The sequence below is a fragment of the Microbulbifer elongatus genome (genome assembly GCF_020524885.1).
GTDB classification, from domain to species: Bacteria; Pseudomonadota; Gammaproteobacteria; order Pseudomonadales; family Cellvibrionaceae; genus Microbulbifer; species Microbulbifer elongatus_A.
Map to the genome: position 1 here is coordinate 1,541,286 of NZ_JAIVKJ010000001.1, position 14,976 is coordinate 1,556,261.

Genomic DNA, 14,976 nt, shown 5'->3' on the forward strand with positions numbered 1-14,976 from the left:
CTTAACTTAGTAGCAGCGCCTCAGTCGCCACAACAAATAGGGTGGTTGCCAAAACCGAAGCCAGGAAATATGGAATATTTGCATCTTTCTGGCTGGGAATCTCCTCTCTTAATGCGGTGATTATGATTCCTCCTGCGACGAACATTGTCGAGAGCTTCACTAGCGTGGACAATTGCTCAGCAAATACGGATGCTCCCCAGCCTACTAGCAAGCAGACGCCGAACAGCCATCGCAAAAATTTGGGGTATCGGCGCGGGAAACGTTTCAATAAGTGATAATTGATGCCCACCAGGTGCATGCCGAAAGCAAACGTTAGTGCGAGATACGCAAACCAATTGACCAAGGGCCATTCACCCAGCAGAAAGCCAATCTGGATGTAGTAAATTGCAAACACCAGAAAAACCACCATCTCGCCCAATGACGTGCTCTGGACCGGCGTATCAGCGTCTTCAAAGAATCCTTGGTTTGCTATGAGAAGAAAAATGACGAACCCAGCCAGGGCAGCTAGGTATGCCTGGAGTCCGATTGCTAGTAGCGGTTCCTGAGTATCGCCGGACTGAAATGAAGCTTGGACTTCAGCCAATTTTGGCAGAAGAGCGAGAAACACGTAGGTAAGACCCACGCCGGCCGAAACACTCAATATTGGCGGGTGACCCTTTTGTTGGAAAATGCGCCAATATGGGAGAGTGATACAAATGAAGCACAATGCCAGTATCGCGGGGAATGAAGCATATATGGCCATTCAGTGCCTCTCAGTCGGACCTACGTTTTTAGTCAGCTGTGTTGAACCAAGAATCTATCAGAATTCTTATCAGCTAGCGAAAGAAGGCGGTAGTCTCCCTGTAATTTTCCACTTTGATTCTCTCCTTCACATCAAGGGCCCGGCGAACTCAGTAATGGTTCTTCGTTGTATGCTTTTACACGGAAGTCGTTGTGGTGTAGACATGGCAGAATAGTTGTTGTAGCTGTTGAAGCCCTGTTCGTCCGCTTCAAGGTGTCCGTCGGCGTTGTGCACAGTGATGGAATTTGCTGTCCAGTAGTGGTTGACCATTACAGGCAAGGCGGTTGATACTTTTCCAGAAAAGTTCTATGGGGATGAATTTTGAAGTTCAATAAGGTTGAGAGGGGCATTTTTGTCTTTATTTTTTTTGTGCTCGTATCTCTCGGAAGTATCAATTGGGCTCGGGAAGGAAATCAGTTTCTAGATGATTTATCGAAGCTCGATTATCGTGATTTTAATCAGGTGAGTATTGAAATTAACGGCAATAAGAAAATTCTCAATCCAATGAGGTATGAGGAGGTGGCTCAGTGCTTAGGGGGTGTCAAAAAGCGTCTCGTGCGTACTGGTGGTTTGACTGCTGAGTTTGATGTCTTATTTCGGGATGGAGGTTCTTTGAGGTTGAACTTAATTTTGTTCCATGAGCAGGAGGTCGCCGTCTTGGGGAATCAAGGAATAAATTATGATAGGCCAAAGTTGGGTGTCTATTATAAAGATCCCAGCTTTAACGGTATTAGCTATTGCATGTATTCAATTATTGCGAGTGAGTTCAAAAGTTGAGTTCTAGCGGTAAACCAAAATAGAAGAGAGTGGATCAATCTTCTGATATTTAATCTTGTATCTCGAATAATCTCGCGGATTGGACTTTTCACTAGAAAAAGGAATCAATTTTGGGGCTTTGGGTAGCCTGATGTGGGTTCGGAGTGATCGGTAAGGATGAGAAACTAGGGAGCTGGTAAGACTCGATATCAGGGCGTAGTCTAGCAGGGGTAGATCGCATGAGTCGATACTCACCAAGCCCCATACAGTCTTATTAAAATCCCAAGAATGATTGAATAATGTCCAATAGTTTAAAGTTTTTTATATTCTTGGCTTGTCTCTCAGCAACCCTACTTGGTTTTCATATGCGGGGGGTAGAGAGAGATGACTTTTTTCGCGACCTGAAAAAAATTCCGAGCGTAAATCCTGAGTACTTGGCGGTTTCTTTAAGAGGGACTACGTATCGAATCCCAAAAATTGCACAAGCTGATATTGTCGGCTGCTTTGCGCAAATTGAACCTAAATTAGTTCGTGTTTCTGGTGAGCGCGGTGAAATTTCAATGCGCTGGGACTCAGATGCGTATTTTTCTGCAGAATTTCAAGTCGACCATCGGAATCAGATTGTGGTTTTTGGAGGGTTGCCAATAGATTGCGGGTGGCCTAGCCAAGATGTGTTTTACGGCCGCACTTTCTTTTTTGGCGTTAGCTCATGCCTCTATTTCCAGTTCTTCAAAATGGGGATTTTGACCCAGCATTGATCCACGAAAAATAGCCTCGTAGAGTTGGGGTAGGTCGTTTTTTAATTGCGCGGCAAATGCGGATACGCCCCAGCTCACAAGCAGGCTAACACTGAATGACCAGCGCAGGGCCTTCGGGTAGTGACGGGGGAAGCGTTTCCACAGATGGTCATATGGCTAGTAACTTTTTCGTAACTAACGCGACCTTCCTTGACCACTCTGGGTTCAGTGTTGGCAAGCCGTTAAATTGAATGTTTGCTGTGAAATTGTCAGGGCTAGATCTGAATGGGTGCTGGGGGATTTCAGGTCAAGAGCGGGACAGGCCAATGCATGCCCTGAATTAAAGGTCATTCAAATTACCCATCAATTGGTAAAAGAAGGCGATGGACTTGCCATATTCATCCACCTTGATTCGTTCATTCACCCCATGGAAGCCAGCAAACTCAGCTGTTGATTCAAGCTGTATTGCAGTAATGGTGTAGACATTTGGTGCAAACGGCCGTGCCTGGAAGTGCTTTGAATCCGAACCACCAATGACAAAGAAGGGCGAGACAATCAAATCATTCCCCCAGGTCTGGCGAATGGTTTTTTCGAGCATCTTGTAACCCTTGCCGTGCGGGTCGGCGATGTTGGTAGGGGGTGTGGAGGCAGAGATATCCTTGATGGTGATTCGGTCATCATCGATCGCTTTTTCCACGTGTTCTATGATCGTCTCCTTGCTGTCCTCAGGGGCAATCCTGAAATTGACAACGGCTGTGGCTGACGGCGGCAGTACATTGTCCTTGATGCCGGCATTGAACATGGTCACCGCGATGGTGGTATGGAGCATGGCCCTGGTTACCTGATCCTCGGCCATCTCGTCGATAAATGCCTGCTCGAGTTCAGTGGTTTTGTTGTCATCACCGAAAGCAACAGCCTCATACATTGGCTGCTTCTCCTTATCCATTTCAGGCCCCATAAAGCGATATTGGTAGCGCACCGCCTGATTGATTTTGTAGGGGAACTGGGCCTTCTCGAGCCTGGCAATGGCAGCGGCCAGGATACCGATGTTGGACTGGGCAGGAGGTTGGGACGAATGGCCGCCTTCGCCGTTAACGGCAAGCTCCAGGCTTAGATAGCCTTTTTGGGCAATGCCGATAAGTGCGGAGTTTTCCTCAATGCCGGGGAATAGGTTCGGTATCAGCGGTGCAGATTCATCGATGACAAAGGCAATTTCTTTAAGGCCCCGCTGTTCCAGCACGTCGACCACATGTTTCACGCCCTCAGGGCCACCGACCTCCTCGTCGTGACCGAAAACGAACATGATGGTGCGCTCTGGCTGAAAGCCCTCCTTGATGCGCATCTCTGTGGCTTCGAGGATTGCGTGAATCTGGTTCTTGTCATCCAACACACCGCGCCCCCAGATATAGCCATCAACGATTGCCCCGGAGAAGGGATCTTGTTTCCACTGATCCCGGGACTCCTCTGGGACAGGTACTACATCTTGATGTGCCATAAACACCGCAGGCGGTAACGAGGGGTCCTTGCCTTCCCAGGTGTAGAGCAGGCTGTAAGCCCGAGGTTTTCCCAGTTTCTCCCGTTTCAGGGTCTTGTGTACGTTTGGGTAAGTCTCTTCCAGATAGCGGTGGTATCCCTCGAATGCTTTAACGTCGAAGTCGCTCCGGTCCTGGTTGGAAATCGTTGGGAACTGTGCTGCCCTGGACAATCGCTTTGCGGCGGCATCTACGTCAATCTCGACAGTCACCGGCGCCACGTCCTTCATCTGCATGGATGTAAATTCTTGTTCCGCGTAGGTGGGGGGCAATAGGCAGGTGCTCAGTAAGGCTGAAGAGAAGATGTTCAGCCACCATTGCGTTGACGCTTTCATTCCGGATAACCCTTGGTGTCAGGAGCACTCTGAATTTAGCGTGTATTCATTTGTCGGCGTTCAAATTGGTGCCGGAAATGAATCTTGAGATATGTGTTGGATGCGATGACTGGCTTCCAAAAGACACCAGACCAGGTTGGGATGTGATTCTCCGCCAGGATTGGGGGACGCTGGCAATAGCTGCCAGCTATCTCACATACCGAGTCGCTATGGTGCTTCTCCATCAGTGTTCCGGTAAAGCCGCTGTACAACGGCCAATACCACCGCGGTGGTCCAGCCAAACATAATGATGCCGATGGCGGCCTGAAACGATGACAGTAAGCGCAGGTTGCTTTCCAGCACGATATCGCCGTAACCGAGCGTGGTGTATGTCACCATGGAAAAGTAGAGTGCAGCCTCCGCTTCACTGAATGCGCCCAGCCAGCCGTATACCACAGCCCATGTGATCACTTCGGCAACCGAGGCAAAGAACATCAGCAGAACCACTGCGGAAACCACCATGGGTCTGCCGGTGGGGAGAAATGGATGTGTCGGATGTAACCCGGCAATATGTCGACTCCAGCGGATGGCGAGAATCATGGCCACGGCGTGAATCATCGTGTTTACCACCAGCAGTGCCGAGGCGATTAACAGAACCTTGATTAGCATATTCTCATCCTAGCCAGTGTTCATTTCGGGAACACCTTGTGCCAGTAACCAGTGCGCTGCTGCATTTCGTCGCGGGTTTCCGGTGGCACCAGTTCAACCGGCACCAGGTTTTCTCGCACTTCCCAGCCGCCGCCCAATGCGCGGTATACCTGCACCAAGTTGGCCGCAACCGCGCCGCGGGACTGCGCCAGCTGGTCCTGCTGGTCCGCGTCTGACGTGAGCGTGTTGATGACGGTATTGAAACCCACCAGCCCATTGGTGTATTGCGCGGTGGACAGCTCCACCGAACGTCGTGATGCGGCGGCCGCACGCTCTATCAGCGCCAGCTGCTGGTGTGACTTGAGGTAGGCAACAATGGCATTCTCGGCGTCCGCCTGAGCCTCGAGGACGGTTTGCCGGTAGTCCTCCAGCAATTGCTGGAAGCGCGCGTCCTGCAGCCGTACATTGCTTCTTAGCCTGCCGTAATTGAACAGGTTCCAGGCGAAGCCACCCGCGATACTCCAGGTTTCGCTTTCTCCTTCAAACAGCCTGTCAATGTCCACAGCCTGTGAGCCGATCGCGCCGGCGATCGAAAATGATGGATACAACTCAGCGCGCGCGACACCGATCTGCGCCCCCTGTGCTGCCAACAAGCGCTCGGCAACACGGATGTCCGGGCGCTGACGCAGCAAATCCTGCGGCATCCCGACCGCAACCTGAGGTGGCACGGTGGGAATAGCCGCGGTCGCGTCGAGCAATCCACCCAGGGAGTAGGGCGTACGCCCCAGGAGTACGGCGAGCGAATTCTTGAGCTGCTGCAATGTACTTTCCAGTCCTGGCACAATTGCCTTGGTGTTATACAGCAACGACTCCGCCTGCTCGGCATCCAGGTCGCTTACCTCACCGGCATTGGCCTTGGCGCGGGCAATGTGCAGGCTTTGTGACTGCAGCTGGATATTCTGGCGAGCGACCTCGAGCCGACTCTGGGTGGTGCGGATCTGCACGTAGACCTGCGCCACCTGCGCTACCAGCGATACCAGTACTCCGTCGTAGGCCGCCACGCTGGCTTCCATGGATGCGGCAGCGGACCGCACCTCGCCGCGAAAGCGCCCCCACATATCCAGCTCCCAGGACAGGTTGAAGCCAATATCGTAAGACTCGAGGATCAGGTTGTTTTCCTTGAAGCGGGCGGCCGAGCCGTTGAGCTGTTGCAACTGAGGAAACTGGTTGCCCACCGCAATAGCCAGTAGTTGTTGCGATTGCATCATGCGCAGGGTGGCAGAGCGCAGGCTGAGGTTCTGCTCCAATGCCACGGCCACCAGCTCATCCAGCAGCGGATCGGAAAAAGCCTTCTCCCACCAGGCGGGTGTCACCCGCGCATTGGCGTTGATTTCCGTGTTGCCGCTCTCGATCCAGCTGTCGGCCGCCGGTGCAACAGGCGGATGATAAGCCGGGCCGAGCGTGCATCCGGCTATGGAGGCGGCGACGATCACCATTGGGGCGAAAATGACGGTCGCTGGCGGTTTTGCCCGCCCGCGGCACCCAGGCGGATGATTAGCGCTGTTCCGAAACACGTGCGGCGCCATCCGGTTTTGCGGTACCCCCGAGTACCTGCACGGAGCAGCTGGTGCCGACACGCAGCAGGACGCCCTCAGGCAGTTTGTCCAGGACGACTTTCACGGGCACGCGCTGTGCCAATCGAATCCACTCAAACGTGGGGCGGACTTCCGGCAACAGGTCACGCCCGGTGGCGCCATCCTGCTGGGCGATGCCCCAGCCTATGCTTTCCACCCGTCCCCGCAACGGCTGATCGGGATAACTCATCAAGGTCACCACTGCGCGGTCGCCCGGTTGGATTCTCGCGACGGCGGTTTCACGGAAAAAGCCCTCGATGTAAAAGCTTCCGGAGTCTATTAGTGCCAGCACCGGCTGGTTCGCCACGGCGTGGCTGCCGACCCGCAGATTCAGGTTGGTGACGAAACCGGAGACCGGCGCGGTGACGCGGGCAAATTCAACATTTAATTGCGCCTCACGGAGTGCTGCGCGTGCCGCGCGGATATTTGGGTTGGCATCCCCCAGTTCACCGAGGGTCGCGCGGGCTTCATCCAGTCGTGCGGACGCGCTGGTATAGTTCGCGCGAGCCTGTACCAATGCCGCTTCAGCCCCCTTGCGCTGCTCAAGCGAAACGGCATGTGTTGCCAGCGCGCGCTCAACCTGCTTCTGCGATGTCGCGCGCTGTGGGAGGAGGCGCTGCTGGCGCTGCAATTCTGCCTCATTTTTCTGGATGACCGCGTCGACCTCGCGAATCGCACTTTCGGCTTGAATGACTGCCGCACTCGCCATCTCGAGCTGCGCCGCCATCGATGCGACGTTCTGCTCCTGTGCCAGAAAATTGTCATCGGTACGGTCGTATTCTGCACGCGCCCGTTCCAGTCGTGCGACAAATGGACGCGGATCAATCTGGAATAACAGGGCGTCTTGCGCGACAAACTGATTGTCCTTAATGCCCATCTCAACTACCTGACCGGAAACATTCGGCGTTACCTGAATAACCGCCGCGCGCACCTGGCCATCCCGCGTCCAGGGGTTTTGCAATGCGTGCCAGTACCAGAGCAGCGCGGCAACTGCGGCTGCGAGCACAACCAGCGATGTATACAGTATTCTTGTTGGCACGGCCAAAGGTCAGATTCCGATCAACAGAGTTCCCACAAGCAAGGTAAAAATCACGCTCATACTCGTCAGTACGAGCGCGGGGTGCGCGAAGTAGCGGGACAGTCGATACCGGTCAAGTAGTCGCGCTGCGGCAAGTGCAATCAGCAATCCAATTAGTGACGCAACCAGCAACGGAGACAGGTAGATACCAGCGATGGAAAGTTCATGAGGGATTGGCATCGACTCGCTCCGCTCGTCGTTCAAAAGAAACGCTGCTCATCCCATCGCGTCCAATTAAATTTACCGGCCACCCGGCTGACATCCACCAGGGCCAGGCCTATCCCGCGGAGCAGTCCTGCGCGGCAAAGCCATAGTTCGACTTCGTCGGCACTGGGGGCACCGAACTGCGCCACATCCCTGCGTACCTTGGATTCCATATCATCCAGCAATTGCTGCAAGTGCGCGCTCAGCGCGCGGTAATCCACTTGTTTGTCCGGCTCGCCAAGCGACGCGGCAATCTCGAACAGAGCGTTGGCAACGGACTTTCGCCACTGTCGCAGTGCATCCGACTCCAGGTTATCTCTCGTGGAATGTAACGCCAGTGTCTGCATGAAGAAGGCCAGCGCACTGATGCGCCCAATCAATGTATCCAACATATCGCGCGACGCGCCGGGCAATAGCCCCGCAGGCACACGGGAAGCGGATTCGGAAATTTTCACAGGAAGTGTAGTCAGCGCCTGATATAGAGAGTTCGCCCGCCAGCTTTTCCCTGATGCACTTTTTCCTGACGCACCTCTCCCTAACCTATAGTGCCCCCGCGCACCGGCGGTGTTACCGCAGCTCAGCGTCATGCGCCCCGCAGTGCAGAAGAAACGTTTGAGATGGCGGCGAAACACCTGTTCGGGCCTTGGCGAGTTGGGAACGTAGGCCGCCAGAGACAGCAACAGCAAAACCATGACAAAGGCCATCGAAATATTGACGATGGCCATGAAACTATAGGTTTGCGCGTTCTGGATGCTGCAGACCGAAATGAACATGGAAAAAGCCAATGCCTTTACGCCCTGCGTTGCCGGGCTAGCGAAAAGCCGGCATAGAAGAAAACTGACGCTAAACAGCAGCAGCGCCAGTTGCCAGAAGGCATACAGCTTCGGCATAACCAGCAAATAGATCAGCCCCGCCAGCGTCGTGGCCAATAGTACCGGCAAGACCAGCCGCAGGGGCGCGACCTGCGGTACTGTTGCCAGCGCCATTGCCAGCGATCCGGTCAGGGTAACCAGCGCCGACCCTGCCGGTACACCTTCCACATAAATGTAAATCAGGTAAGCGGCCCACAGGGTCGCAATAACCCGGAGGGTCGCGATCAGACGATCTCCATCCACCGCGAAAAAACGACTGGCCATGCCCTCGGTATTGCTCGAATAGGGTTCGTAGGCAGGTACAGTTTGCTGTTCAGCTGATTCGTGGCCATCAATGGATGTGCGCAGCGATAACAGTTCGCGCGTTATCCTGTCGAGTTCCCGGAGCTGGCGGCGAACCACCGCGAAACTTCCGGCGTCGTAAAACGACAGCGAATCCACAGCTGGTTTTTCCACGCTCAAGGTCAGTGGCTCTTCGTCTGCGCCTTCAAAGGACGTTTTCGGGGGCGCCAAGAGCGCGCCAAAGCGCTGCTGAATCGTCAGGTCAAACCCAGGTAATGAAGGAATTAGCGTTTTTATTCGCTGCAGGGCCTGCCCCGGTGCGAGTAAGGCCAGCTGTTCAAGGCATTCGGTCAGGGCCTCGCAACGGGCAAGGTACTGCTTCCAAGTATTGCGTGCTTCCCAGACGTCGTAGCTGTCTGCGATTGCCGCTTCGAGGAGGCTCCTCAGATTTCGATGGGCCGCAGCCAGTTCTCCGGCAAGCGCGGTTGTGTCTGCGATATCTAGTACGCCTTGTTGTGCCGAAATAATTTTCTGGTGAAGCGCGCGCTGTTTCTGGTGCAGCGCTGCAAGGGTGTCGCGGAATTTGTCGCCGCTATGACTTGGCCATAACAGTATGGCTACCAGGCTGTAAACCAGTACTCCGAGACCGGTTTGCTGCGCACGCAATACCGCGGTTTCAAATGCACCGCCCTGTGACGTTGCGGCGCCCACGCAAATAATGACACTGACAAATCCGCAGACCTGCCAGAAATAGGCGCGCGACGATCCCAGTGCCAGATAGGTGCAGCAACCCACCCACATAGAGAGTGCTGCCATGAATAGCCATCGATCCTGAGGAAAGAGCCCCACCAGTACCAATGCCACGACCGCAGCGACCAAGGTGCCGAGCATGCGCATCAATCCCTTGTTCAGGGATAGGCCGAGGGAGTCCAAGCTGACCAGCGCCACGGCCAGCCCCGCCCACATAGGTTTGTCCCAGTTGGCCTGAAGAGCGATCCAGTAGGTCAACACCAGCGCCAGTGCTGTTTTCAGGGCCTCGCGTGTGGCCCTGGATTTTAATGCCGGAAAAATCACTAAGGGGGGCATCGCTAAGGCGCTGCGCCGCCAGATGGAGCGTCATCTCGCCCCAGGCGCGTGGCAAAGGGGTTGGCGGTGATTCCGTGCGCGATCACACTCAGCAGGATGGTGACCGTTACCGTTAGCGTCAGCGTGTCATTTCCCGGCAGGTGCTGATCCATCACTATCACGCCGAATACAATACTCGCGAGCCCACGAGGGCCAAACCAGCCTATAAACATCTTTTCGCGCAGGTTCGCTCCGGTTCCCGCAAGGCACAAATACACCGGCACTATCCTGATCACCGTCAGACTCATGATGGCGTACAGCACAACTTCCCAGTTTAACTGGGGTAGGGCTTTGCTCACCACGCCAGCCCCGAAGGCGACCCAGGTCAGCAATGCCAGCACCTCCCCGGTACCTTCGGCCGCTATCAGTAGTTCATTTTTTTCCGCTTGCGCCAGTCGTCCGAACAGTAATCCACCACTGAATGCGGCGATAAAGCCACTGCCACCCAGCCACTGAGCCGCGGCGAAACAGCTCAGTGCCATGGTAATCACCGGCAACTGTTGCCACGTATCGATAATCCAGCCGCGGTGCGCGGCAGCGCGCAGAATTGTGGTCAACAGCGCGGTCAAACCGACACCCACCAAGACGCCGATACCCAATTCCTCCAGTACCAGCTTGAGCGCCAGCCCGCCAGAGGCCTCTGTGGTGGTTTGCCCGGTGGCCAGCGCCAGAAACACGTAGAGAATGGGTACACAGATGCCGTCATTCAGACCACTCTCGGCATTCAGCCCCTGGCGGATATAAGCCGGCACCACCGGATTGGAAACGACGGCTTTTCCCAGTGCAGCATCCGTGGGCGCCAGCATGATCGCAAGCACGGCAACTTCGAAAAAGGAAAGGTGAGGAAACAGGAAGACGCCGGACAGGATGCCCAGCGCAATGGTCAGTGGCAGGCCGATCAGTAGCAGGCGCCTCGGCACCGCGATCGTCTGTCGCAACACTTTGAGATCGGACTTGGCCGCATCGGAAAACAGGACAAGTGCCAGAGTCAACTCGGCGATCGTACGCAGGTTCTCTGAATCCACTTCGAAACTGAGCAGCCCGAGCCCCCAGGCCCCAAACGCCAGGCCAAACAGCGTGTATACCAAGGCGCCATTAATTGGCGTGCGATCAGCGCGGCCACTGATAACGCAATATAAAAAAATAAACAGCGCCAGAATGGTGAGGTCGGTGTAGTTCATCGGGCTTTCCCTGTCCTCTATATCCTCTGCAGAAGACGGAAGAAATATGTATCGCCTACAGACTTGGACAGTAACGAGCTTAGCTCTTTTGGCGATATCGCAGCGATTGCAGGCATTGCACCTTTATGCTGATGGCTTTGATTTTCGAATTGCTTTAAAGGTGGGAATACACCTGGCGCACTTATGTTTCATCACATTAAGTACACTGACATGATGGAGCGGTGTAGGGCGCGCAGAATTTTGCTGGTTCGGTTGGGGTTCTCAGCGAAACCTTTTCCTGTGAGATACAAAAAAGCCCGGCATGAAGCCGGGCTCTTTTATATGGCGGTGGGGCAGGGATTAGCTTCGCTGTGCTCGCTGGTCTCCGCGGGCTGTGCCCGCTCCGGCTCGATCAGGGTTCTCATCCAAATCTACCCCAGCACCATACAAAAAAGCCCGGCATATAGCCGGGCTCTTTTATATGGCGGTGGGGCAGGGATTCGAACCCTGGGACCTGTTACAGTCAACGGTTTTCAAGACCGCCGCTTTCGACCACTCAGCCACCCCACCAAATTGTGCTGCGCATTATACCGAGCTGTTTTGCGGGTACAAGTGCGCAGAAACTTTTTTTAGGAACTTCAATGAGTTAGCTGCATTTTTGAGCAGCCAACCCATTTTATCCCCGCTACTCCTGTCAGCCTACTTCGGTGGAGTCGGAGTTGCTTTCAACGCTGGCGCTGCGCTTGGTGCGCGGGTCGTTGGCCGGGCGCTGGAGTGGGCGAGGGCTGTGCTCGATATTTGCCGGTTGGGCAGTATCGAGCGGGCGCAGTTCGCCAACTTCTGGACGGGCAGTGACGACTTTGAAATCAACCAGAGGCTTCGGGTTGATACGCGGGTCGTTACTGGCGCGGCCGGGTGTGCGAGTTTTGGGCGCCGTGGCCTTAGTCGCAGGCGCGCTCGCTTCAGCTTCACTCTGCGGCGCTTCTTCGTTGGAGGCCTCGATGCTGGTGTCAGCAACGGCAGCGGTCTCTGCTGATTGCTCGGTATCACCAGCCAGCTTGGCTGCCACTTCTTCCTGATCTTCCGCGAGGAAGTCACCTTCCACGTGAGTTTTCTGGGTTTCGGCGGTTTCCTCGGCCTTCACTTCTGCTTCTGGCGCCTGGGCGACATTGGTTTCAGCAGGCGCCTCGGCCTTGGTCTCTACCGGAGTCTCGGTTGTAGGCTGCTTGGCGGCTTCCTGCTCACCCTGTTCTGCAGTGACTTCCGGTTTGGCGGCCTGAGTCGCTTCCTCCACGACGGGGGATTCGGACTCTACTTTTGCCTTCGGTGCTTCTTCGGTGGTGGCTTCTGCCTTCACCTCTGAAGGAACCTGGGCGTCAGCCCACGGCTGCTTTGCCTTTTCCTGGCTCTTGGCATCGCTTTCGGGTTGTTCGGTCGGCTTTTCAGCCTGCTGCTGTTCAGCTTTTGGCTCAACCTTGGTCACAGGCTTGTCTTCACGCTTGGCCCGCGGCTTACGCTGCTGCGGCTCGGCGGCTTGCTCGGCCTTCGCAGTCACTTCGCCTTCGGTGCTGGCGGAGGACTCGGACTTTGCCTGCTGCTCGCTTGCAGCGGTAGTTTCTTCGCCTCTGTCACCACCGCGACGGCCGCGACGACGGGGCTGCGGGCGTCCGCGTACGTTACTCGGGCGACGCGCGGGCCGCTGATGATCATCACCGGACTCTACCGCTTCCGCCGTGTTGTCGAGGTTGGTGCTTTCAACCTCAGCTGCGGTGGTTTGCGGCTCGTTGCGGCGATCACCGCCGCGACGTCTGCGGCTGCGACGCTGACCTTCGCGCTGACCTTCGCGGTTGCTGTCACGAGCGCTGTCGCGTGCACCTTCACGATTGGCATCGCGGCTCTCGCTGCGGCGCTCTTTCGCTTCGCTGTCGTCACGACGCTTGTCGCCGCGCTTGGAGCGGGTATCGTCCTTGCGCTCATCGCTGCGCTGGTCATCGCGACGGCCGCCACGATTTCCACGGCCACGTCCGCGTCCACCGCGCTGGTTGCGGTTGCGTTGCTGCTGGTAGTTCTTACCGCGGCCACGGGTTTTCTTGTGCTTCTTGTCGGTCTCTTCTTCTTCGCCACTGAACAGGGCGGAGATCGCGCTGACCAGGCGGCTGAACAGTCCGGGTTTGGCTTCTTCTTTCGCCTTGGCCTTGGGGCTGGGCTTGGCTACAGGAGTCGGTGCCGGCGCGGTGTGCGCAATCTGCTGTACCGCAGGCTGGGCCGGAGCGCGCTGGGGCTCGTCTTCCTTGTTCTTCTCAACGGACTCTTCGATGGTGCCGGAAATCTTGTAAGAGGTTTCCAGGGTGGTCTCGTCGTCACGCAGGCGCAGAACTTCGAAGTGCGGGGTTTCCAAATCTGCATTCGGTACAACGACAACACGGGTGTTGTTGCGCGCTTCGATATTGGAGATGGCCTTGCGCTTCTCGTTGAGTAGGTAGGTGGCCACGTTCACCGGAGTGATCGCGCGGATCTCTGCGCTGCGCTCTTTCTTCGCTTCTTCTTCAACCAGTCGCAGGATGGAGAGGGCGAGGGACTTGGTGCCGCGAATGGTGCCCTGGCCGCTACAGCGGGGGCATACGCGGTGGGTGGTTTCGCTCAGGGACGGACGCAGGCGCTGGCGAGACATTTCCAGAAGGCCGAAGCGGGAGATGCGGCCGACCTGAACGCGGGCGCGGTCCATACCTAGGGCCTTCTCCATGCGCTTTTCTACTTCGCGCTGGCTGGACTTGTTCTGCATGTCGATAAAGTCGATGACCACCAGGCCACCCATGTCGCGCAGGCGCAGCTGGCGAGCGATTTCGTCCGCGGCTTCCAGGTTGATAGTGCGCGCGGTCTCCTCAATGTCGCCGCCTTTGGTGGCGCGCGAGGAGTTGATGTCGATGGAGATCAGCGCTTCGGTCACGTCGATAACGATGGAGCCACCGGAGGGCAGTTTCACTTCGCGTTCGAACGCGGTCTCAATCTGGCTTTCAATCTGGTAGCGGTTGAACAGCGGGATATTGTCGTCGTAGAACTTCACCTTGTTGGCGTAGTTCGGCATTACCTGGCGGGCAAACTCTGCAGCCAGCTGGTATGCGCCGTTTTCGTCAACGATGACTTCGCCGATGTCATCGCGCATATAGTCGCGAATAGCGCGGATGATGACGTTGCTTTCCTGGAACAGGAAGTGTGGCGCTTTGGAGTCGTCGGCCTCTTTTTTGATGGCGTCCCACAGCTGCAGCAGGTAGTTGAGATCCCATTGCAGTTCTTCGCCGCTGCGGCCCACGCCAGCGGTGCGCACGATGATGCCCATGCCGGAAGGCACTTCCACGCTGGAGAGGGCGTCGCGCAGGTCACTGCGTTCGTCACCTTCGATGCGACGGGAGATGCCGCCAGCACGTGGGTTGTTCGGCATCAATACCAGGTATCGGCCGGCGAGACTGATAAAGGTGGTCAGTGCCGCACCCTTGTTGCCGCGCTCTTCTTTGTCGACCTGGACGATCACTTCCATGCCTTCTTTGACCACATCCTTGATCTTGATGCGGCCTTCGATGTCTTTGGGCTGTTTGAGGAAGTATTCGCGGGAGATTTCTTTCAGCGGCAGGAAGCCATGGCGATCAGCACCGTAGTCAACAAAGGCGGCTTCCAGGGAGGGTTCTACGCGGGTGATTTTACCTTTGTAGATATTGGCTTTTTTCTGTTCGCGGGTGCGATTTTCGATATCCAGGTCGTACAGCCATTGGCCGTCGACCAGTGCAACACGCAGCTCTTCCGGCTGGGTTGCGTTGATCAGCATTCTCTTCATGCGTCTATTTTTTCCTTGCGTTGC

At 55.7% G+C, this 14,976-nt stretch carries 11 protein-coding genes and 1 tRNA gene; 2 read left to right on the forward strand and 10 right to left on the reverse strand.

The window, feature by feature from the left end; all coding sequences use genetic code 11:
- Position 1: 1 nt before the first annotated feature.
- Positions 2-742, reverse strand: coding sequence for a hypothetical protein (locus tag LC059_RS06535; protein ID WP_226703005.1), 741 nt, complete (start codon positions 740-742; stop codon positions 2-4).
- 360 nt (positions 743-1,102) lie between these two features.
- On the opposite strand from LC059_RS06535, the gene LC059_RS06540 reads away from it, so the two are divergent.
- Both LC059_RS06540 and LC059_RS06545 read left to right on the forward strand, forming a co-directional pair.
- On the forward strand, positions 1,103-1,558 hold the full coding sequence (locus LC059_RS06540; RefSeq protein ID WP_226703006.1) for a hypothetical protein: 456 nt from the start codon (positions 1,103-1,105) through the stop codon (positions 1,556-1,558).
- 278 nt (positions 1,559-1,836) lie between these two features.
- The gene (locus LC059_RS06545) at positions 1,837-2,295 is read left to right on the forward strand and encodes a hypothetical protein (protein ID WP_226703007.1); all 459 of its coding nucleotides are present in this window, start codon (positions 1,837-1,839) and stop codon (positions 2,293-2,295) included.
- Between the two features lie 319 nt (positions 2,296-2,614).
- Here LC059_RS06545 and LC059_RS06550 read toward each other — a convergent pair whose 3' ends face one another.
- The 9 genes from LC059_RS06550 to rne form a co-directional block, all read right to left on the reverse strand.
- Positions 2,615-4,141: a M20 family peptidase gene (locus tag LC059_RS06550; RefSeq protein WP_226703008.1), complete on the reverse strand. Its 1,527-nt coding sequence runs from the start codon at positions 4,139-4,141 to the stop codon at positions 2,615-2,617.
- A 207-nt stretch (positions 4,142-4,348) separates the two neighbouring features.
- Positions 4,349-4,789, reverse strand: coding sequence for a potassium channel family protein (locus tag LC059_RS06555; RefSeq protein WP_226703009.1), 441 nt, complete (start codon positions 4,787-4,789; stop codon positions 4,349-4,351).
- 20 nt (positions 4,790-4,809) lie between these two features.
- On the reverse strand, positions 4,810-6,264 hold the full coding sequence (locus LC059_RS06560) for an efflux transporter outer membrane subunit (RefSeq protein WP_226703010.1): 1,455 nt from the start codon (positions 6,262-6,264) through the stop codon (positions 4,810-4,812).
- Positions 6,265-6,322: 58 nt separating this feature from the next.
- The gene (locus tag LC059_RS06565) at positions 6,323-7,441 is read right to left on the reverse strand and encodes an HlyD family efflux transporter periplasmic adaptor subunit (protein ID WP_226703011.1); all 1,119 of its coding nucleotides are present in this window, start codon (positions 7,439-7,441) and stop codon (positions 6,323-6,325) included.
- Positions 7,442-7,450: 9 nt separating this feature from the next.
- A complete protein-coding gene (locus LC059_RS06570; RefSeq protein WP_226703012.1) occupies positions 7,451-7,660 on the reverse strand; it encodes a DUF1656 domain-containing protein in 210 nt (69 codons plus the stop codon).
- A gap of 20 nt (positions 7,661-7,680) precedes the next feature.
- Positions 7,681-9,912 (reverse strand): FUSC family protein, encoded by a 2,232-nt coding sequence (locus tag LC059_RS06575; RefSeq protein ID WP_226703013.1) that lies wholly within the window; start codon positions 9,910-9,912, stop codon positions 7,681-7,683.
- Positions 9,913-9,926: 14 nt separating this feature from the next.
- Positions 9,927-11,144, reverse strand: a complete 1,218-nt coding sequence (locus tag LC059_RS06580; RefSeq protein ID WP_226703014.1) for a cation:proton antiporter — start codon at positions 11,142-11,144, stop codon at positions 9,927-9,929.
- 461 nt (positions 11,145-11,605) lie between these two features.
- Positions 11,606-11,693: transfer RNA gene (locus tag LC059_RS06585), tRNA-Ser, on the reverse strand.
- 124 nt (positions 11,694-11,817) lie between these two features.
- Positions 11,818-14,952 (reverse strand): ribonuclease E, encoded by a 3,135-nt coding sequence (rne, locus tag LC059_RS06590; RefSeq protein ID WP_226703015.1) that lies wholly within the window; start codon positions 14,950-14,952, stop codon positions 11,818-11,820.
- Positions 14,953-14,976 lie beyond the last annotated feature (24 nt).